This is a genomic window from Shewanella morhuae, assembly GCF_900156405.1.
Lineage (GTDB): Bacteria > Pseudomonadota > Gammaproteobacteria > Enterobacterales > Shewanellaceae > Shewanella > Shewanella morhuae.
In genome coordinates this window covers 294,224-315,688 of record NZ_FTNN01000001.1, presented here as the reverse complement: position 1 = coordinate 315,688, position 21,465 = coordinate 294,224, and the positions used below count along the sequence as shown (strand labels likewise).

At 45.7% G+C, this 21,465-nt stretch carries 17 protein-coding genes, 4 tRNA genes and 1 pseudogene; 13 read left to right on the top strand and 9 right to left on the bottom strand.

Annotated elements, in window-relative coordinates:
- Window positions 1-341 precede the first annotated feature (341 nt).
- Both BW947_RS01380 and BW947_RS01375 read left to right on the top strand, forming a co-directional pair.
- Window positions 342-1,910 (top strand): methyl-accepting chemotaxis protein, encoded by a 1,569-nt coding sequence (locus BW947_RS01380; protein WP_076496526.1) that lies wholly within the window; start codon window positions 342-344, stop codon window positions 1,908-1,910.
- A 378-nt stretch (window positions 1,911-2,288) separates the two neighbouring features.
- Window positions 2,289-3,590: a DEAD/DEAH box helicase gene (locus BW947_RS01375; protein WP_076496525.1), complete on the top strand. Its 1,302-nt coding sequence runs from the start codon at window positions 2,289-2,291 to the stop codon at window positions 3,588-3,590.
- A 145-nt stretch (window positions 3,591-3,735) separates the two neighbouring features.
- Here the strand turns inward: BW947_RS01375 and BW947_RS01370 are convergent, their stop codons facing one another.
- From BW947_RS01370 to BW947_RS01360, 3 genes are all read right to left on the bottom strand, one after another.
- Window positions 3,736-5,136: a basic amino acid/polyamine antiporter gene (locus tag BW947_RS01370; protein ID WP_076496524.1), complete on the bottom strand. Its 1,401-nt coding sequence runs from the start codon at window positions 5,134-5,136 to the stop codon at window positions 3,736-3,738.
- 9 nt (window positions 5,137-5,145) lie between these two features.
- Window positions 5,146-6,048: a homocysteine S-methyltransferase family protein gene (locus BW947_RS01365; RefSeq protein WP_076496523.1), complete on the bottom strand. Its 903-nt coding sequence runs from the start codon at window positions 6,046-6,048 to the stop codon at window positions 5,146-5,148.
- 351 nt (window positions 6,049-6,399) lie between these two features.
- The gene (locus BW947_RS01360) at window positions 6,400-6,615 is read right to left on the bottom strand and encodes a TIGR02450 family Trp-rich protein (protein WP_076496522.1); all 216 of its coding nucleotides are present in this window, start codon (window positions 6,613-6,615) and stop codon (window positions 6,400-6,402) included.
- A gap of 268 nt (window positions 6,616-6,883) precedes the next feature.
- On the opposite strand from BW947_RS01360, the gene BW947_RS01355 reads away from it, so the two are divergent.
- The 8 genes and pseudogenes from BW947_RS01355 (at window position 6,884) to BW947_RS01320 (ending at window position 12,517) form a co-directional block, all read left to right on the top strand.
- Complete coding sequence (locus tag BW947_RS01355) at window positions 6,884-7,519, top strand: DUF2913 family protein (protein ID WP_076496521.1); 636 nt, start codon at window positions 6,884-6,886, stop codon at window positions 7,517-7,519.
- Window positions 7,520-7,653: 134 nt separating this feature from the next.
- Complete coding sequence (locus BW947_RS01350; protein WP_076496520.1) at window positions 7,654-8,406, top strand: substrate-binding periplasmic protein; 753 nt, start codon at window positions 7,654-7,656, stop codon at window positions 8,404-8,406.
- 125 nt (window positions 8,407-8,531) lie between these two features.
- A pseudogene (locus tag BW947_RS01345) lies at window positions 8,532-8,769 on the top strand (multiheme c-type cytochrome); the annotation flags it as partial.
- Window positions 8,770-9,162: 393 nt separating this feature from the next.
- Window positions 9,163-10,671, top strand: a complete 1,509-nt coding sequence (locus tag BW947_RS01340) for a carboxypeptidase M32 (RefSeq protein WP_076496519.1) — start codon at window positions 9,163-9,165, stop codon at window positions 10,669-10,671.
- A gap of 151 nt (window positions 10,672-10,822) precedes the next feature.
- Window positions 10,823-11,320: a GNAT family N-acetyltransferase gene (locus tag BW947_RS01335; RefSeq protein WP_076496518.1), complete on the top strand. Its 498-nt coding sequence runs from the start codon at window positions 10,823-10,825 to the stop codon at window positions 11,318-11,320.
- A complete protein-coding gene (locus tag BW947_RS01330; protein WP_076496517.1) occupies window positions 11,317-11,667 on the top strand; it encodes a DMT family protein in 351 nt (116 codons plus the stop codon). Before BW947_RS01335 ends, BW947_RS01330 begins: the two co-directional genes overlap by 4 nt.
- Window positions 11,668-11,696: 29 nt before the next feature.
- Window positions 11,697-11,954, top strand: coding sequence for a DUF2960 domain-containing protein (locus BW947_RS01325; RefSeq protein WP_076496516.1), 258 nt, complete (start codon window positions 11,697-11,699; stop codon window positions 11,952-11,954).
- 53 nt (window positions 11,955-12,007) lie between these two features.
- Complete coding sequence (locus BW947_RS01320) at window positions 12,008-12,517, top strand: RDD family protein (RefSeq protein ID WP_076496515.1); 510 nt, start codon at window positions 12,008-12,010, stop codon at window positions 12,515-12,517.
- Window positions 12,518-12,596: 79 nt separating this feature from the next.
- Here BW947_RS01320 and lptG read toward each other — a convergent pair whose 3' ends face one another.
- The gene (lptG, locus tag BW947_RS01315) at window positions 12,597-13,655 is read right to left on the bottom strand and encodes an LPS export ABC transporter permease LptG (RefSeq protein WP_076496514.1); all 1,059 of its coding nucleotides are present in this window, start codon (window positions 13,653-13,655) and stop codon (window positions 12,597-12,599) included.
- On the bottom strand, window positions 13,652-14,764 hold the full coding sequence (gene lptF / locus BW947_RS01310) for an LPS export ABC transporter permease LptF (RefSeq protein ID WP_076496513.1): 1,113 nt from the start codon (window positions 14,762-14,764) through the stop codon (window positions 13,652-13,654). The genes lptG and lptF overlap by 4 nt, the downstream gene beginning before the upstream one ends.
- Window positions 14,765-15,007: 243 nt before the next feature.
- Between lptF and pepA the strand changes: the two genes are divergently transcribed.
- The 3 genes from pepA to BW947_RS01295 all read left to right on the top strand — a co-directional run bounded on the left by pepA (window position 15,008) and on the right by BW947_RS01295 (window position 20,259).
- On the top strand, window positions 15,008-16,516 hold the full coding sequence (gene pepA / locus BW947_RS01305) for a leucyl aminopeptidase (RefSeq protein ID WP_076496512.1): 1,509 nt from the start codon (window positions 15,008-15,010) through the stop codon (window positions 16,514-16,516).
- Window positions 16,517-16,846: 330 nt separating this feature from the next.
- Entirely contained in the window at window positions 16,847-17,350 is a 504-nt protein-coding gene (locus tag BW947_RS01300) for a DNA polymerase III subunit chi (protein ID WP_076496511.1), read from the top strand.
- Window positions 17,351-17,370: 20 nt separating this feature from the next.
- On the top strand, window positions 17,371-20,259 hold the full coding sequence (locus tag BW947_RS01295) for a valine--tRNA ligase (protein WP_076496510.1): 2,889 nt from the start codon (window positions 17,371-17,373) through the stop codon (window positions 20,257-20,259).
- A 642-nt stretch (window positions 20,260-20,901) separates the two neighbouring features.
- On the opposite strand, the gene BW947_RS01290 is transcribed toward BW947_RS01295, so the two are convergent.
- The 4 genes from BW947_RS01290 to BW947_RS01275 all read right to left on the bottom strand — a co-directional run bounded on the left by BW947_RS01290 (window position 20,902) and on the right by BW947_RS01275 (window position 21,457).
- Window positions 20,902-20,978 (bottom strand) — tRNA-Arg (locus tag BW947_RS01290).
- Between the two features lie 87 nt (window positions 20,979-21,065).
- Window positions 21,066-21,142 (bottom strand) — tRNA-Arg (locus BW947_RS01285).
- Between the two features lie 101 nt (window positions 21,143-21,243).
- Window positions 21,244-21,335: transfer RNA gene (locus BW947_RS01280), tRNA-Ser, on the bottom strand.
- 45 nt (window positions 21,336-21,380) lie between these two features.
- Window positions 21,381-21,457 (bottom strand) — tRNA-Arg (locus BW947_RS01275).
- Window positions 21,458-21,465 lie beyond the last annotated feature (8 nt).

Here is a 21,465-nt window from a genome sequence, read left to right as displayed (position 1 = left end):
ATAATACCTATTTCTATATATTACTCTTTTGTGTTGAATTTATAGGGTGCAATAAATCCCCCAGCATGATTAACCCTATAAAAACAAAGGGAATAACCGCAGATTGATATAAACGCTTGTTTTAATCTTGTTACTTTTAAGTGAAAAAATGATATTTTGCAATAGGTTGTAAATACAACAATCGATTGATTATCATTAAAACCAAGTAAATATGTCTCTCCTACACCCAAACAAAATGATAACCTTATCACATAACAAGTTAGCACCAATGAGCGCTAGCGCAGATTAAACTACCTATTTATATCCTAAATCATCGTATCGGCCAGGAATGGACACACTAAATGAGCCCGAGTAACCCTAAGTTCAATAAGCCTATAAATATGAATCGTGTAGAGCAAGAAGTTCGTTTGCACCCAAATGATGAACTCATTTCAACCACAGACACTCGCGGTACTATCACTTACGTTAATACCCGTTTTGCCGAAGTGTCTGGCTATAGCGCCCAAGAATTAATTGGTAGTGCCCACAATATTGTGCGCCACACCGACATGCCCCGTGAAGCCTTCAAAGAAATGTGGGAAAAATTAAAATCAGGTCAGTCTTGGCGCGGAATTGTTAAAAACCGCTGTAAGAATGGTGGATTTTACTGGGTTGATGCTTTCGTCTCGCCCTTATTTGAAAACGGCACCATAGTAGGTTATCAATCGGTTCGCATTTATCCTCAGGCTAACTACATTAGTAAAGCGAATGAAATTTATCAGAAGATTAAGCAAAACAAATCAATCCCTAAACCACTGAGCTTAATGCAAAAACGCATTGTTTCAGCAATAGTAGCTTCAATAGGTTTACTGCTTGCAGGCTATTTTTGGGGTTGGGGAGTGATTATTGCGGGGGCGGTACTGATGGGTATCAACTTAGCCATTTTCTATGATGAGGCATTTTTGATCCCCGCCAAATTAATTGATATGCAAACTAAATACGATTCGATTAGTCGCTATATTTATTCTGGCGCTGATACCTCATCGATTCTCGACTTTCAGTTAATTATGCTGCAGGCAAAAATGAATGGCGTGCTTGGACGCACTCAAGATCAAGCCAATCAACTGCACGGTATCGCCGATCAATTGGTCGTTGCAACAGGGCAAACTTATGTCAGTTTAGATCAAGAGAAAAACCAACTAGAACAGCTTGCAAGCGCAATGGAAGAAATGAGTTCAACCGTTGCAGAGGTGGCTCAAAATACCCAATTAACCTCGAGCAGCATTAATACTGCCCATGAGCTTTGCCTCAAAAGCAGTGCTAACATGCAAGCCAATACTCAAAAAGTAGAACAATTGGCAAAGTCTGTTGCCGACGCTGCCACTAATGCGCAGCAATTAAATAAAGAAGCCGAGCAAGTCGCTAATGCGATGGGAGAAATTGACTCGATTGCTGAGCAAACTAACCTACTCGCACTCAATGCGGCGATTGAAGCGGCAAGGGCGGGCGAGCAAGGTCGCGGATTTGCCGTGGTGGCCGATGAGGTTCGCGCGCTATCGAGCAGAACCCAGCTGTCAACCAACAGCATTTCGAAAAGTGTCGATAAGATGTTTACCATGCTTAACGCTTGGGCAAAAGAAATGGAACAAAGCCGCGAACACGCCGAGCGTTGCGCGAGCGATATTCAACTGTCGGCCGAGAATGTGAATACCATTTATCAAGAAGTCAGCGACATACATAACTTTGCCCAACAAAATGCCGTTGCCGCCGCTCAACAACGGCAAGTAGTTAATGAGATTACCAGTAATATCCATTCTATCGCCCATGTCAGTCATGAAAACCTAGCTGCAACCCATCTGATTGGTGATGCTGCTAACTTACTAAAACATAATGCTGAAAAAGCTCTCGGTCTGCGGCAAACCTTCGGATAAACAGACGTATTTAGAACAGTAAAATACCGCAGTTAAGGCTGCGGTATTTTTTTCTGTTCTTTATCAATGGGACTTCTCGACCTAAATATTGCAGAATTAACCTCACTACGGCTGACTCGTACTCAGACTTTTATCCCTTCTTGACTAAATCATTCAGATAAAACGCCAAAACACTAAAAAGTTCAGGTTTTAACCAAAATTTTTGCTATACTCCGCGCCCGCCATTTTTCTTAAAATCTGTGTGGAAGAATGAGCTAGCCTAGCGTCTACTGTGGAGCCTAAGTGGTACTGATATCAATAAATGTCAGTCGGCAGAACAGTAAAAAAATCGGCTTTAGGTGCTTGAATGTTTGAATAAGTAAATGACAGGAATCCAAAATGAGATTTGAATCTTTTAGTTTTTCCCCCGAGATTTTGCGCGCTATCTCAGATTGCGGTTATCAACAAATGACGCCTATTCAGCAGCAAGCGATACCTGCTATCCGCCGCGGCCAAGATGTCTTAGCCAGTGCGCAAACAGGTACAGGTAAAACCGCCGCCTTTGCCTTGCCGATTTTACAAAAGATGGTTGAAAAGCCAAGTGAAACATTAAAGTCGAATACCCGCGTATTAATCCTTACGCCGACCCGTGAGCTTGCTGCGCAAGTAGCCGACAACGTTGTAGCTTACTGTAAATACCTAAACTTCAGCGTATTAACCATTTATGGCGGCGTAAAAATAGAGACTCAAGCGCAAAAGCTAAAACGCGGCGCCGATGTAATTGTTGCCACGCCAGGTCGCTTACTTGAGCACCTTACCGCCTGTAACTTAAGCTTATCAAACGTCGACTTTTTAGTCCTCGATGAAGCTGACCGTATGTTAGATATGGGCTTTAGCGCCGATATTCAAAAAATTCTACAAGCGGTAAACAAAAAACGCCAAAACCTGCTGTTCTCGGCCACCTTCTCAAGCGCGGTGAAAAAACTCGCCAACGATATGATGGTCAAACCATTAGTCATCAGCGTCGATAAGCAAAACACCACAGCTGATACCGTCAGCCAAGTGGTTTATCCGGTCGAGCAGCGCCGTAAACGCGAATTATTATCTGAGCTTATCGGTAAGAAAAACTGGCAACAGGTATTGGTATTTACCGCAACCCGTGATGCCGCCGATACCTTAGTCAAAGAATTGAATTTAGATGGTATTCCATCAGAAGTGGTCCACGGTGAAAAAGGCCAAGGTAGTCGTCGCCGTGCCCTGCGTGAATTTGTGGCTGGTGATGTACGCGTACTGGTTGCCACCGAAGTTGCCGCCCGTGGTCTGGATATCCCAAGCCTTGAATACGTAGTCAACTACGACTTACCTTTCCTCGCAGAAGACTATGTACACCGTATCGGTCGTACAGGCCGCGCGGGCAAAACAGGTGTGGCGATTTCATTTGTAAGTCGTGAAGAAGAACGCACTTTAGCTGATATCGAAAAGCTTATCGGTCAACAGATTCGCCGCGTCACAGTGCCAGGTTATGAAGTCGGTAGCCGCGAATTACTGTTAAAACAACTGCAAACTCGTCGCAGCTTTGCTAAAAACCAACAAAGAACTGACAACGTCGGCGCTCAAGTTACTGCTGAGAAAAACATGCAAGGCCGCCGCGTAAAAATGAAAGTGGGTCAAGCACCGAGCAAAGCAAAAAAGCTTAAGTAATCGCTAAAACGGGTGGTGTAAAACGCATAGCGCTTAACCCCTTTCCACGTATTTTAATCAAATCGGCCACAACAATTGTTGTGGCCGATTTTTTATGCCTACTTCGATATAACACAGTCCACTTTACCCTGCTATGATCCTTAATCTACTGATAATAAAACGACCATAACGCGGGAAATAAACTCAGCAGTGTCGTTCCAGCTAGCCATCGCTCGCGAATGTTAAGCTTTTTACCATCAACAAGTTGGCGGCGACTATAGAGAAATAACAGTAACCCTGGGCCGTAAAGTAACAAGGATAGCAACAGATACTTGACGCCTGCGGCATAGAGTAGCCAAAGTCCGTAACCGCTCGACACTAGCGCCACAATTCTCATCATTCCATTGCCCTGCCCACCCAAAGAAAGCTTTAGCAGGTACAGACCAATCAGTAAATAAGGCACTAAAATCATCGATGTAGAAATGAGTAATAAATTGGTATACCCCTTACCGAGCAGCCACACCAGTAACAAACAAAACTGCACCGTTAAGCTAGATAGCCACAGGGACGCTATCGGCGTGCCATTACGATTCTGCCGCAAAAAAATGGCAGGAAAAGCACCGTGACGGGCTGCGCTAAAAGGCACCTCAGCCGAGAACAGGGTCCAACTCACATAGGAGGCCAGCACAGAAACAATAAGCCCGACGCTGATCAGCGCCTTACCCCAGGAGCCGCTCATGTGCCCCATCAGCCCCGCCATAGAGGGATTAGGCAGTGCAGCAAGTTCAGGACGAGCTAAAACCCCCAGCGCTAACACAGAGATAAGCACATAAAGTAGTAGCGCCAGCACGACGCCAAGGACAGTCGCCGTGCCTACATCCCGTTTATTCTTAGCGCGCGCCGATAACACAGTCGCACCTTCGATACCGGTGAACACCCAAAGCGTGATCAGCATAGTGTTACGCACTTGCTCCGACACTGGCACAGCTAAAGTGCTGGCCGCTTGGTCCTGAGCAAAAGTCACAGGGTCAAAGTAATAGCAAGCAAACAGTACAAACAGCAATAACGGCAAACTCTTGGCCAATGTCGCCACCAGATTGAACATCGCGGCCTGCTGTACGCCGCGTGAGACCAACCAATGCACCGCCCACAAAATGCACGACTCACCGATAAAAGCGGTCAGCGTATTGCCCTCGCCAAACCAAACTTGCTGCGGAGTATCGACAAAGCTGCCAAGTGCAGCAAACGCAATGACTAAATATCCCACCACGCCTATGGTGGCGCAAAGCCAATAGCCCCAAGCAGAAAAAAAGCCCACCAGCTCACCAAAACCAGCTCTGGCGTAGGTATAAATGCCGCCATCAAGCTCAGGCTTCAAGCGCGACAGATAGAGGAAACTCGCAGCCAATGCCAAGATGCCCACACCAGTGATCCCCCAACCAATCAGCACAGCTCGAACACCTGCTACTTCGGCCATGTTTTGCGGCAGGCTGAAAATTCCCGCACCTACCATAGAACTGAACACTAGGGCTGTGAGTGACCAGAGACCAATCCTGTTCTCTTTCATACAAAATCCTTAGCGCAAACGAGTAGAAAGAGCCTGAATGTGTTCGGGACCAATGCCGCAGCAACCACCGATAAGCGAAGCCCCTGCCGCGCGCCAACGCTCAGCCCAACTGAGATAATCGAGCGGCCCAAGATCGGCACGGATCTCATCCAGACCATCGTTAGCGGTCGCCTCTTTTGGTTGGGGAGGAAACGCATTGGCATAGGCACCGAGTCGAATATCGGCACGCCCCTGAGCACTTAATCTGTCGCTGGCTACCTGTAATGCCGCCTCAATCACCTCAGGCTGACAACAGTTGAACAGAATCGCATCCACACCGACTGCCACTAACGCGTCGATAGCATCTGCCACCCGCTCACCGGAGCGAAGTGTCGGTTCGCTGCCTAACGTCTCGTCCTCTAAGGTGAAAGAAACCCAAAATGGTTTGCCATCTTCTGGCAGCAAGGCCTTGATTGCTAAAGGCTCGGCAATCAAACTCATGGTTTCGGCTAACCAGAGATCGACACTGGGTGACAACGCTCGAATGAGTGGAAGCGCCAACTCACTCACCCTCGTGGCTTCAAATAAATCGGCACGGTAAGAGCCAAACAAGGGTGGCAATGAGCCCGCGACACGAACCGCATTTGCGTGTTCATCCGCGACATCCCGTGCCAGTTTGCCCGCCAATGCAGCCAGCGCTTCACCCTCGGCGGCAAAACGCTCGTCACCGATATGAAATGGCACGAGTGCGTAACTGTTAGTGGTGATAACTTTGGCTCCGCTAGCGATATAGGCTTGATGTACCTCAGTCACAGTTTGTGGCGCTTCTATCAGGGCCAACGCCGACCACTCAGGCTGGCGAAAAGGCGCGCCACGCCTAGCCAACTCACGCCCCATACCACCATCCAACACCCACAGTTGCTGCTTATCCATCTTGCTTACCTCAATCTTTTATGCGACTTCGTTTTATTAAGGCACTCATAATTAATGAGAATCCTGCGACACAGCACCTTGCTGTGTTGATTACAATGCACGGCTTCAGTGAGCACCTTAAATAACCACAAACCATCCAGACGTATAGATGGCCAATGCAAAATAACGGAATATCGATTTGGCCGCAATAAATATCAGTCACTAAATCGTTATTACTCTCAAATTTGGATCAATCAGTGTTGAGTAATAATGGGATATTTTAAAAGAAGACATTACGAGAGTAGCGAGGGAAAGCGCGGAGGATCCACTCTAAAACAAGAAAGAATAATGGCATGATCTAATTGATTCCCACTATTTCCAGCCTTGTAGCCAATGGGTTTCATCTTTTAAATCAAGCCAGTTTATCGGTATCACTCGTTTAGACATCACTGCTTCAATTGAACATAAGACAACTAAACCTTCCTCATCAAATTCAATTTCTGTGATTAAAAAATGTTTTTCTTTATCGGCCGGTTTTACCGCAGTCCATTTACTGTTGAGTAATTTTTTGGGATTGATTTTATTCATTAAAACTCCGTAACACAGTTGAGTTAATATGCTGGACTTATCCTATCTGACTGCCTATACGCTATTTTTGGCAGGAGGGATCTTTAATCAACGCTGTTAATACTAAGCATGTAATACCACAAGGGCTGAGCCACCACAGAATAATCAATATCGATTTAAGTGGCACTTTGATAAACTAGCCCCGCCGCAATCCAAGCGTTCGAGCTCAGCATCATTTATGCCGATAGTTCAAACAGATAACATCACTTCAGCCCGCGGCGGAGCCATAATGAATTCTCAAACCTATAACCAAGTTGTGCTGGAACTCGCCATTGCGGGTCTTGCCGATTTAACCGCCTCAGCACAAACGAAAAAAGCCCAGCGTACACCGGCGCAGGAAAGCCATTTTTTGTGTAACTGGATGGTCGAATCCTTAAAAGAAAAACGTTTTTCTAAACTGGTTGCTGACGACCTAACAGCATGGATCCGCTTAGCCCGCAGCCAAGGTGCTGGCGCTGAACTCAAACATTTATTAGAAAGGATTGTGTATCAATATCAAGCTATTGAAAAAACTGAGCCGGCCTTAGGAATAGGTTTAAATGCCATGCTTGAGGAACTGAAACAGGCACAATGGCTAGTCTTTACGGATACTGACATTACTGCAAAACTTAAGCTCGATGGCGATGGTCAATCCAGCTTAGTGATTGACGCGAAAGAATTTAGCCAACATATCAAAGATGATCAGCTCATAAAGCCAATTAACTTATATGTCCGTGCCGATGAGCAACAACTGACGCGAATTGCGTTATCCCATGGCTTATTGCTTAGCCAAAGCAATAAGAAAACTAGCTTAATTAAACATCATAAAACCTATCGAATTTATCCCCATAATCAACAACCCGCCCTGTGCCAACTATTAGCGTAAAGTACAATTGCCTAACCTGTTGAACTGCTTGAATATGACTTGTGTGATTTAAGAAACATTTTATTCACACAGGTCAGGTAAGATAGCCACAACATTGTGCTGAAGTACATCAAGATAACAGGGATGAGGACAAGATGATTAAGCGGGGCTTAGAGTATAAACATTTAATTAAATTCGCTTTATTTATCATTTTTTTTACTCAGCAACCGGCCTTCGCACAGTCGCTTAAATACAATATTACTGGCTCTTACTCTTGGTATCCTTACTTTATTGATCATCAAGCAGAGGCGCCTGGAATGATCACAGAACTGATCCCGATGATTTTATCTTTAGCTAAAATTGAAGCTGAAATCCTCGACTTGCCACCTAAGCGCACCAATAATGCTCTCGAAACGGGTCAACTCGACTTTGATATCGTCAGTCCAAGCTGGTTTGTAAAACAAGATTTAGGGCCGTTGTTTGTTAAATCTACACCCATCATTAAAATCATTGAATATGTAGTTACCCTGCCCGAAAACGTGAGTCAATATAATGATATCAACCAGATAAAAGGCAAACACATAGGCACTGTGCGCGGTTACTTATACCACGATGATAAGGACTTTATCCGTGCCGACTTTACCTCTGAGCAGGAGTTAGTCAAAGCCTTAGACAAACACAGAGTCGATGCGATTATTGCGGGTAATTATCCTGTTCTGTATTGGTCGACTCAGCTAGGGATCCCAGTGGCACTTGCCGCGGTACATTCTGATGGGGACCTAGTGTTTAGATTACGTAAGGAGCACGTCAATTTGCTACCAGCCATCAATCAAGCAATAGCGACCCTAAGAGCCAATGGTAAGATTGATGAGATAGTCAAAAAGTACACCCAAACTCTGGCAAGCTGAGCCAATGCTCTAGTACGCCCATTATTAAGATAACTGCAACAACTTAAGCTTAGGCTTAGGCTTAGGCTTAATTCAATCTTTTCCTTTGTGGCGGCCTCATGAACAGGCCACTTGTCCATATTTTTATAATTTCCGCATCCGATGCAACTAGCCATGGTCAAATTGCTGAGTATTCCCCAACCTTGGCAACCTGCACAGCTTGTCACGCCCAACAAGATAGCTTAGTGACCCATGCGCGTAGCTTTGGCGGGGTGTATCAAAGCGATGCCAGTGGTGGTCGAATTTATCAATCGGGACAAGAGTCATGCGCTATCTGTCATGCAGTAAGGTCACTCATCGGGCGGCGATAAGGTACACCAATAAGCGGTTAGATTTCTACTTAGCCTAAAAAAGGCTAAGTTATAAGGCGAGCGTTTTTAATTAACAAATCTGATGGATCATGTCCTATTTATCGCGCCAAACAACGACTCTTTAAGCCTCATAAACAGTCATGGCTAAAGTTTCATGTGGTGTTTGGTAAGTCGGTTTAACGGTTAGGTAAGCCTTAACCTCCCCTTCTCTCAAGGTTTAAGCCTGATTAACACCAAACAATCTATAAATTTATCAGTCGGTGTGTACCATCAAAACGATAGCGGCGAGGGTCAGGCACTACGCAACCTCTAGCGTTTTAGTGCTATAGAATTTTGACTTCATTGTATTATCATCCTGTTATTGTTATTTATTCGCGCAGGTTTTATGCGCCAGAAGGAAAATCAAATGGGCACACAGCTTAAGCCTCAAGTACCAACACCACGTTACGACAAACTGACAGCACACTTTCAGAAAATTTCTCACTTTGAACATTTCAGCGCTTTGGGTGACTGGGATCAAGCAGCCATGATGCCCATTGGTGGCGGTAATGATCGCGGTAATGCAATGGCAGAACTGGCGCTGCATATCCACGCACTCAAAACCTCTGACACCTTAGCCGAGCATTTACATGGCGCGGCGGACGAATCACTCTCAACAGAGCAACAAGCCAACCTACGGGAAATGCTGTACCAGTATCAACAGGCAAACTTAGTACCCGGCAGCCTAGTGCAAGCCAAAACTAAGATGGCCTATCAATGTGAGAATGCGTGGCGCGAGCAACGTAAAAATAATGACTGGCAAGGCTTTAAGCCCAATCTAAAAGCGATCATTGCGCTTGCTAAGGAAGAAGCGCAGATCCGCGGTGAAGCCCAAAATATCGCGCCCTATGATGCCCTGCTCAATAAATTTGAACCGGGGATGACCACGGCAAAGCTAGAACAAACCTTTGGCGGTCTTAAAGGTTGGCTACCGACACTCATCCAAGAAGTGCTGACTAAGCAGGCAAACGAGCCTAAGCTTGTGCTCAATGGTCCCTTCGATATTAGCGCGCAGCAAGCCCTTGGCCGTGACGTAATGACATTTTTGGGGTTTGACTTTAATCATGGCAGGCTAGATATGAGTAGCCACCCATTCTGCGGCGGCGTGCCAAGCGATGTACGCATAACGACTCGCTACAACGAGGCCGATTTCAGTAGCGCGATTATGGGCATAGTTCATGAAACTGGCCATGCCAGATACGAACAAGGTTTACCTCAAGCATGGCGCGGTCAACCCGCTGGGCTTGCACGTTCTATGGGCGTACACGAAAGCCAAAGTCTATTTTGTGAAATGCAGCTCGGGGCAAACTCGGCATTTTTACGTCAGTTGCAGCCTAAAATCGCGCAGCATCTTAATTGTGATTTTAGCGCCCAAGAATTAGCCCAGCATTACACCCGCGTAAATCCCGGGCTTATTCGCGTCGACGCAGATGAAGTCACCTACCCCTGCCACATTTTACTGCGTTTTGAGGCGGAAAAAGCCTTTATCGACGGCAGCTTAACGGTTGATGACTTACCTGATTTTTGGTCGGCGCAGATGCAACAATTACTGGGGATCAATACCGATGGCAATTATCGCGACGGTTGTATGCAAGATATCCATTGGGCTGTAGGTGAACTTGGATATTTCCCTAGTTACACCTTAGGCGCCATGTATGCTGCCCAGTGTCGTTTTGCGATGGAAAAAGCCTTAGGGCCGATTGAGGCTTTAATCGATGCTGGCAAGCTGGAATCGGTATTTCAGTGGCTGAGCAAACACATTTGGTCAAAGGGATCCTTGCTCACAACAGATGAACTAATTCAGCAAGCAACGGGTGAAACCTTAAATAGTCAATATCTTGAGCGTCACCTGCGCCAACGATATCTAGGTATTTAGCCGTTATGCGTGAAAAAAGCACTGAAAGCTCAGTTTTAATGGGGTTTTAAGCGCTATATATTGCCGCTCAAACCTGCATTTTAAAGCCGCTTGAGGTTATAATGCCGAGCTTATTTTAAGAGAGATATATTGAGCGGGATAAATATCGGCCATGTTACTGCGAGCAATCACCCCACAGGATTGGGATGCTATTTTAAACATCCAAGATGAGTGTTACTCACAACTGGATCCTGAGCCATTGCATGTGCTGCAGAGTAAATGGCAGGTATCGCCTCAGTCCTGTTTTGTGTTTGAAGTCGATAAAGCGGTTGTGGGTTATTGTTTGGCGCATCCTTGGACCGTCAATATGCCACCAGCGCTTTATCAGCCCATTACCCATTTACCTAAGGCTGATACTTTGTATCTGCACGATATTGCGATTTCAGCAAAAGCCCAAGGGTTGGGTGCTGGTGCTAAAGCACTCACCCGTTTAACATTACTGGCGGATCGCTTTAATCTTAATTCCTTATCTCTCGTTGCTGTACAAGGCGCCGACAGTTATTGGCTTAAAATGGGCTTTAAACCTCAGAGCATAGATAAATGTCTTGGCAGTTACACTGACGATGCTATGTATATGATTTATAAATTTAATCATAGAGATGAAAGATGAATCCAACCCTGACCACTATTGGCTTACTCTGCCTAAGCAATATCTTTATGACCTTTGCTTGGTACGGACATTTGAAAACCTTAGGCTCAAAACCTTGGATTATCGCCGCCTTAGTGAGTTGGGGCATCGCCCTATTTGAATACTTGCTGCAAGTGCCCGCTAACCGTATCGGTTATACGGTTATGAATCTCGGCCAGTTAAAAGTTTTACAAGAAGTCATCACCTTAAGTCTGTTCGTCCCCTTTGCCTATTTCTACATGAAAGAGCCCTTGAAGCTCGATTATCTATGGGCAGGATTGTGCATATTAGGTGCTGTATATTTTATTTTTAGAAGTGAATTTAATTAATTTCAGACTTATTTCAGGAGAGCTCCCCCATGGCCCGTCAAGTCACTTATACCTTTAAAGGTAAGATTAAAACTATCGCCTTTAGCTACGATAAACACCACGATTTATATGAAGCGGTTGCCGAAGCTGAAGGCATCGATTTAACCCAATTTTTAGCGATGGAACAACAGGTCGCCATGACATCTCGCAAAGGTGCAAAGGCAGAAAAAGAATTCAGAAAAGTAGAATTTGCCCGCTTTGGCTTTAGCAATATCCACTTTGTTAGAGATGAAGAACCCGAAGCCTAAGCAGGTTATTGATTTTTGAATTCGCTTTAAGCACTTTAAAACAGGACACTGTGATGCTCAATACCGAACATGCTAACTTTCCCCGCGCGGGGTTCTTACGCCGCTTAGGCGCCGCTGTTTACGATTCAATGTTAGCCATAGCGGTCTATATGGTTGCTGGCGCAGCAGGCTTTGGGATTTTCTACGGTTTAACCACTTTAGGGTTAGTGGGTATGAACGGTTTTGAACATGTCTCAGACGCCCTAAATGGTACGCCAATTTATCACGGTATTTATCAACTCTGGCTGGTCTTGTGTGTTGGCACTTTTTACGCCTTATTCTGGAGCAAAGGTGGCCAAACCTTAGGTATGCGCGCTTGGCGCCTTAAAGTGCAGCATCCTAACGGGCAAAATTTAAGCCTGATCACCGCCTATGCGCGTATTATTTGGTCATTGCTCGGCATTGGTAATCTGTGGATCCTCATCAGTGGTAACAAGCTTGCCCTGCAAGATAGTATGACTCGCTCAGAAGTGGTTGTGTTGTCTAAAGAAGCCAACCAAATGCGTAACTGGCACGGCGCGTAAGTGAAGTTAGAAAATTAGCCCATAAAAAACGACGCATTTGCGTCGCTTTTTATGGGTTAAATTCAAAGTAATAGAAACATCATCGCCGGATAAAGTAAAAGGCAATCCCAGTAAACAATAAGCTCGGCGCAACAGCCCCTACGTAAGCGGGTAACTCACACACCATGCTCATGGGACCAAAAATTTCGTTACTGATATAAAAGCTAAAACCTGCCACAACCCCAAGTAATACCCGCGCCCCCATAGTTACAGTTCGTAGCGGGCCAAACACAAACGACAACGCCACTAACATCATTACGGCAACAGTCATTGGCTGCATCATCTTGCGCCATAACGCGAGCTCATAACGGCTAGGATCTTGGCTGTTCGTTTTTAGATACTCAAGATAACCGACCAGACCACGAATCGATAACGCTTCAGGTTTAACCGATACCACACTGAGCTTATCTGGGGTTAAACTCGATTGCCATTGTTCTTCGTCGTGGTGTTCTAGAATGACTCTGTCATAGCTTAAATCGGTACGTTTCACATCAAATAGACGCCAACTATTCTCAACAAAAACCGCGCGTTCAGCATGCACTACGTTAGTGAGTTTTAACTCACTATTAAACTTATAGAGTGTAATATTATTGAGTTTGTCTATCTTTTCAACTTCACCAATATTAACGAAAAAATCGCCATCTTTGGCCCAAATCCCACGATGAGATTTAATTAAACTCCCGCCAGAAAGTTTAATCGCCTGTAGTTCATTGGCCTTTTGTTCCGCAATGGGAGCGCCCCATTCACCTAATGCCATAACTAATAACATTAACGGCACTGCGGTTTTCATCGCCGACATAGTAATCTGCAAACGGGACATACCCGATGCTTGCATCACCACAAGTTCCGAGTTCGATGCCAACATTCCCATGCCAATCAACGCGCCCAGCAACACAGCCATCGGGAAAAACATTTCAATATCACGTGGCACTAAAAACAGCACATAAATCCCCGCATCCATCATGCTATAGGTGCCGCGCCCCACTAAACGCAGTTGGTCAACCCATTTAATAATGCCCGACAAACCCGTCAATACCAGCAAACAAAGCGCTGAAGTGCTTAACAATATCCGCGCGATATAAAGGTCTAAAATCTTCATGCCGCCACCTTCTTATGGGTAAATAATCCCGATAGATGGCTAAAGATAGGTCGATCTTTCCCCAGCAGAAAAACCCCCATAAAGAGCGCCGAAACATGGATCCACCACATTCCTAAATACAGTGGAATAATGCCATCTTGTAATGCCTTACGTCCCGCGACCATCAAACCAAAATAGCCAAGGTACAATAGTATCGCGGGGAACATTTTAGCAAATTTACCTTGGCGTACATTCACCCTAGCTAGCGGCACTGCAATTAACGTCATTATCGGAATCGCTAGCGGAATAGCTAAACGCCAGTGAAACTCTGCAACCGCTTCCGCACCTTCAACTTTAACCAGTTCATCAACGGGCAGTGCCGATAATTTACGCCGACGCTCATCGATTTGCTGCTCTTTGATTTGCATGTTGTAGCCAGCAAATTCAAGCACTTGGTAGTCCTTCAATCGAGGGCTGCCCTGATAACGCACGCCATCGTTCAAATTCAATTGTTGTGCACCGAAACTGTCTTCTTGAACACGTCCACCCTTAGCTACAACTACGTTAGCGACACCTGTTTCGTCATCAGGATCGGGTAATTGTGCAACAAATACTTTCTCTAATTCGTTATCCTTGCCAATACGTTCAACAAACAATACTGCGCGGCCATTAGGACTCGCTTGAAAACGCCCTTGCACCAAGGCCGCAAGCCCTGCTTCAGATTGGGCTTTTTCGAGCACTTGGTTTTGCCGTTCTTCAGCCCAAGGCGCGACATAAAGCGATAAATACCCAGTAAGTAACATATTGATTACAGCAAGAATTAAAGTCACTCGGGCGACATACCACTCGCTAACGCCAACGCCGTGGAGAATGACCATCTCATTTTCAGAATACATACGGCCATGGGCCAGTAAAATCCCCAAAAATAAACTTAAAGGTAGGACTAAAATGACCAGATAAGGCAAGTTAAGCCCGATCAAAGTCATGATTAAGGAGGCAGGGAAATCACCATCGGAGGCATCGGCCAAAATGCGTACAAAATGTTGGCTAATAAAAATAGTTAACAGCACTAAAAGCACTGCAACTTGTGCCTTTAAAACTTCTCGAATTAGGTATTTAAATACAATCACAGGCAGGTTCCGGTCTCTAAACTTATCTTTTTGCTGGTAACAGCGTAACTTTCATGTAAACTGACTACTTTTGATAGTTTTCTGACCAACTTCAGGGGTTATAGGTAAACTTAACGTCATTAAATGTATGACTTAAGCGCCGAGAATAAATCACCTTTGGAGTAGTAACTTAGGCCCTTTTCAGGGCAAGCAGACATTATCTAATAAATATAAAAATTTGTCTTTAAGAATCTAGGAGTGCTCATGGAGTTTAGCGTAAAAAGCGGTAGCCCCGAAAAACAACGCTCAGCCTGTATCGTGGTCGGTGTTTATGAACCCCGCCGCCTGTCAGGCATCGCAGAGCAATTAGATAAAATTAGCGAAGGTTACATCAGTAACTTGTTGCGCCGCGGCGATCTGGAAGGTAAACCTGGCCAGATGTTATTGCTGCACCACGTTCCTAATGTATTGAGTGAACGCGTATTATTAGTGGGTTGTGGCAAAGAACGAGAACTAGACGAGCGCCAATACAAACAAATTATCACAAAAACAATCAACACCCTTAATGAAACGGGTTCAATGGAAGCCGTGTGCTTTTTAACTGAACTGCACGTCAAAGGACGCGATACCTATTGGAAAGTACGTCAGGCGGTTGAAACCACTAATAGCAGTCTTTATAGCTTTGATGCCCTAAAGACACGTAAAGGTGAAACTCGTCGTCCACTGCGTAAATTAGTCTTCAATGTACCAACTCGCCGTGAATTAACCCCAGGTGAACGTGCCATTGAGCATGGTATGGCAGTCTCTGCCGGCATGCATTTATGTCGCGATGTCGCCAACATGCCACCTAATATCTGTAATCCTGCCTATTTAGCCTCGCAAGCGCGCCAAATGGCAGAAATACACAACACACTGCATGTAACCACTATTGGTGAAGAGCAAATGGCCAAATTGGGCATGAACTCATACCTCGCAGTAGGCCGCGCCAGTGCCAACGAATCTATTATGACGGTGATGGAATACAAGGGTGCTGTCGATAGCACAGAAAAACCCATTGTATTAGTCGGTAAAGGGTTAACCTTTGACTCAGGTGGTATTTCATTAAAGCCTGGCGAAGCCATGGATGAAATGAAGTATGACATGGGCGGCGCAGCCGGCGTTATTGGCACCATGAAAGCCATTTGTGAAATGAAGTTACCTATCAACGTTGTCGGTATTCTGGCGGGCTGTGAAAATATGCCATCGGGTAACGCTTACCGTCCAGGTGATATTCTGACTACTATGTCAGGCCAAACCGTTGAAGTGTTAAATACCGATGCTGAAGGTCGTTTAGTGCTGTGTGACGTTTTAACCTATGTTGAGCGTTTCAATCCTGAATTGGTTATTGACACAGCAACGCTAACAGGCGCCTGTGTGATTGCCCTTGGTAAACATGCTTCAGGTCTGTTCTCATCGCATAATCCACTGGCACACGAGCTATTAAGCGCCGGTGAGCAAAGTGGTGACCGCGCATGGCGTATGCCATTATGGGATGAGTATCAAGATATGCTCGACAGCCCATTTGCTGACATGACCAACTTAGGTGGCCGTCCAGCGGGTGCAATTACGGCAGCATGTTTCCTTTCGCGCTTTACTAAAAAATACAACTGGGCGCACCTAGATGTAGCTGGCACAGCATGGAATAGCGGAGCTAATAAAGGTTCAACAGGTCGTCCTGTGCCAATATTGACTCAGTTCTTGATCAATCGTGCTGGCGTTGAAGCAGGCGAATAACCGACTATCCGGTCTTAGCTTGTTAACGACTCGATGAATTAAAGGCGAAGATAAAAATCTTCGCCTTTTTTATTATCTATTTCATGTTAATAATCAATTTATGACTTGAGTTAATAAAGCTAAAAACAGTAATACATCGAATATTTTCAATGAATAATTACGTTACTAAAGTCATCTCAAGCGATTTTAAAGCCGCCAACAAAACGTTGAAAGACAATGATTAATCAAACCTAAACCCAAGCTTCACCCAAGCATTAACCCATACAGGCTTTTAGTGTAAACTGCTACTCTGGTTCGCCACAAAAACAAATGAAGCAAGGCATTGAAATCATGACTCAAGTGCTGTTTTATCTCATGCCGCCGGTGGTATCGTCTGCTGAGGCTACGACAAATTCGCCCGTTGTAACGGCAAACACCAACCCTGCACTTTACGCAATGCATCTTTTAGCTTGCCAGCTAGCGCAGCAGGCTTTTGTGAAACAACAATGGGTGTATATTCATTGCCAAGACAAGCAGCAAGCCCATGCAATTGATGAACTTTTATGGCAGTTTGAACCCAGTGCGTTTGTGCCTCACAATCTCAAAGGTGAAGGCCCGATGACTGGATCGCCAGTTGAAATTGGGTTTGATCGCATCGGCGCCAACAAAAGTCGACAAGTTCTGATTAATCTTGCAGACCAAGCGCCTCCATTTGCGGTAAACTTTGGCCACATCATCGATTTTGTTGCCAATGACGACCAGCATAAAGCGGTCGCTCGCGAACGTTATCGACAGTATCGCGGCTTAGGGGTCAATTTACAGACCCAAGACTTAGCAACACATCCACTTAATTAGTTTGAGACAGACACGTTCCCATGGAAAAAACATACGATCCGCAGTCCATCGAGCAAACTCTTTACCAAAACTGGGAAGAGCAAGGTTACTTCAAGCCACACGGCGATGAATCCCAAGGCAATTATTGCATCATGATCCCGCCACCCAACGTGACGGGCAGCTTGCACATGGGCCACGCCTTCCAAGACACCATCATGGATACCTTAACCCGTTACCAACGGATGAAAGGCAAAAATACCCTATGGCAAGTCGGTACTGATCATGCGGGTATTGCTACCCAAATGTTGGTTGAGCGTAAGCTTGAAGCCGAAGAAGGCAAAAATCGCCATGACCTAGGTCGCGATGCCTTTATGGATAAAGTGTGGGAATGGAAAGCGCAATCGGGCGGCACGATCACTAAGCAACTACGTCGTATGGGCGCTTCAGTTGATTGGGATCGCGAGCGTTTCACTATGGACGAAGGCTTATCCAAGGCCGTGCAAGAAGTGTTTGTGCGCCTGTATGAAGACGATTTGATTTATCGCGGTAAGCGTTTGGTCAACTGGGATCCAAAGCTGCACACGGCTATCTCTGATTTGGAAGTGGAAAGTAAAGAAAAGCAGGGTCACATGTGGCATCTGCGTTATCCACTGGCTGACGGTGAACTGACCGCCGAGGGTAAAGACTATTTAGAAGTCGCCACCACGCGCCCTGAAACCATGCTTGGCGACAGTGCCGTTGCCGTGCACCCTGACGATGAGCGTTATCAATCGCTTATCGGCAAGTTTATTTTATTACCGATTGTTAACCGCCGCATTCCTATCGTCGCTGACGATTATGTTGATATGGCCTTTGGTACGGGTTGTGTGAAAATTACCCCAGCCCATGATTTTAACGATTATGAAGTCGGTAAACGTCACAACCTGCCTATGTTCAACGTACTGACCTTAGATGCCGCCATTCGTGCAAGCGCCGAAGTGGTGAACTCTGACGGTACCTTTAACAAAACGCTTGATGGCAGTCTGCCTGAACGTTTTGCCGGACTTGACCGTTTTAAAGCGCGCGATGCTATCGTCGCTGAATTTGACACTTTAGGTCTACTCGAAAAAATTGCGCCACACGCCTTGAAAGTGCCTTACGGCGATCGCTCAGGTGTAGTTATCGAGCCAATGCTGACCGACCAATGGTATGTCGCTGTGGCGCCAATGGCGAAAACCGCTATCGAAGCGGTTGAAAATGGCAGCATTAAATTTGTGCCGCAGCAATACGAGAACATGTACTTCTCGTGGATGCGTGACATTCAAGACTGGTGTATTTCGCGTCAATTATGGTGGGGTCACCGCATCCCAGCTTGGTACGACGAAAATGGTAAAGTCTATGTCGGCCGCAACGAAGCCGATGTACGTGCTAAGCACAATATCAGTGACTCAATGGCACTGCGCCAAGACGAAGACGTACTGGACACTTGGTTCAGCTCAGCCCTGTGGACATTTTCCACCTTAGGTTGGCCTGATAATTTAGAAGATTTAAAAACCTTCCACCCAACCGACGTGTTGGTGACAGGTTTTGACATCATCTTCTTCTGGGTAGCCCGCATGATCATGATGACCATGCACTTCATCAAAGATGAAGACGGCAAGCCACAAGTACCGTTCAAAACGGTGTACGTGACCGGCCTTATCCGCGATGAAGCGGGTAACAAGATGTCAAAATCTAAGGGTAACGTGCTCGACCCACTCGATATGATTGACGGTATCGAACTTGAAGCGTTAGTTGAGAAACGTACCGGCAATATGATGCAGCCACAACTGGCCGCCAAGATTGAAAAGAGCACCCGCAAAGAATTTGCCGAAGGTATCGAAGCCCATGGCACAGATGCACTGCGCTTTACGCTTGCAGCAATGGCATCAACGGGTCGTGACATCAACTGGGATATGAAGCGCTTAGACGGTTACCGTAGCTTCTGTAACAAGTTATGGAACGCCTCACGCTACGTGCTGATGAACACAGAAGATCAAGATTGCGGCCCTGGCTCACCAGAGCACAAAGGCGGCGAGATGGAATTATCGCTGGCCGATCGCTGGATTATCGGTTTATTTAATCAAACCGTTAAGACCTTTGACGACCACATGACAGCCTACCGTTTCGACTTAGCGGCCAATACCCTGTATGAGTTCACATGGAACCAATTCTGTGACTGGTACTTAGAGCTGACAAAGCCGGTATTGCAAAATGGCAGCGAAGCGCAAATGCGCGGCACTCGCAACACCTTAGTGACAGTGCTTGAAGCCCTGCAGCGTTTAATGCACCCTATGATGCCTTATATCACTGAGACCATTTGGCAGCGCGTTAAACCGTTAGCAGGCGTATCAGCACCTAAAGGTGGCGATACCATTATGCTGGCGCCGTTCCCTGCATTTGATGCTGCAAAAGTAGATAGCGCAGCGATGGCCGACTTAGAGTGGGTTAAGCAAGTGATTACCGCGGTACGTAACATTCGCGCTGAGCTCAACATTGCTCCTTCTAAGCCGCTAAATGCCCTATTACGTGGTGTTAGTGCGCAGGATAAGGCCCGTATTGAAGCGAATCAAACCTTCTTCACCACCCTTGCTCGCTTAGAAAGCATGACGATTCTGGCTGACGGCGAAATAGCGCCTATGTCAACTACAGGCTTGATTGGCGAAATGGAGCTACTTATCCCTATGGCTGGTTTAATTGATGTGGCCGCCGAAATGGCGCGTATCGATAAACAGCTTGAAAAGCTAGGTCAAGAGATTGCTCGTATCGAAGGCAAGTTATCTAACGAAGGCTTTGTGGCTAAAGCACCGCCAGCGGTTATCGATAAAGAACGCGCTAAAATGGGCGAGCTAAAACGCGATATGGACAAGCTCAACGAGCAAAAAACTGAGTTCGCTAAGCTAGAAGCTTAATTTACTCACTTGCTTTAGTTCAGTGTTAAATGAAGAGCAGCCATTAGGCTGCTTTTTTGTAGTCACGGTTCAATGAATACACATCGCCAATAGCACCATAAAATCGCTCCTTCATATAAGATCGCTATCTGCCACGTTAATAACTCCATTAACGTCTTGCTGTGACTAGATAATCCACTTAGAGCCTATCAAAGAGTGCTCTGCGCAATATTAAGTCTCAAGCTTATGCTAGCAACTAGCATGCCTATAACTAACCCTGAGCAATCAACAGGGCTATTATACCAATCACATTAACTATCTAATCAGTTCAGAGTCTCACAGGCATTTCAATCCGAGGCGCATTGACGCAGAAATGGTTATTCCCTTTTAAGTCAATGCAACACAGGAGTGGAATGCCTGTGAGGCTCCAGAAGGGCGGGTTTCAACGCGCTTTATACTGCGTTTAAGGCTTTCGACATAGCACCACTATGCCTTCAAGCCTTCGCCTTGTCTAAAGCGCGTTGAACTCCCGCTGAATGAACAGATAGTTAATACGATTGGTATTACCAAGCAACTGCATGTCATTGTTAATCAGCTGCATAAACCGAACTGAATTAAATGCCAATAAAAAAGCCCTGCAATTGCTTGCAGGGCTTATCTATATGGTGCGCGTGGAAGGAGTCGAACCTCCGACCGCCTGGTTCGTAGCCAGGTACTCTATCCAGCTGAGCTACACGCGCATTTTAACACTTCGCTTTAAGCAACTATTTACAAAATTTCTAATTGAAATTCAAAACTGATGAGTTAAAAATTAACTAATGCAGAGATGGTGCGCGTGGAAGGAGTCGAACCTCCGACCGCCTGGTTCGTAGCCAGGTACTCTATCCAGCTGAGCTACACGCGCAAAATCGTGTTCTACTTGCTAAAGTAGTTTTCAAGGTAAAGACTAAAACTAGCACTTTACCCTGTAAAATCATTCTATTCATCTCGACTAAAAGAATAGAATGGCGGAGAAGGAGGGATTCGAACCCTCGATGGGAGTTAAAGCCCATACTCCCTTAGCAGGGGAGCGCCTTCGGCCACTCGGCCACCTCTCCGCATTTAACGCTGTACATTAACAAGAATTATCTCATTAACGATATTGGTGCGCGTGGAAGGAGTCGAACCTCCGACCGCCTGGTTCGTAGCCAGGTACTCTATCCAGCTGAGCTACACGCGCATGTTAAA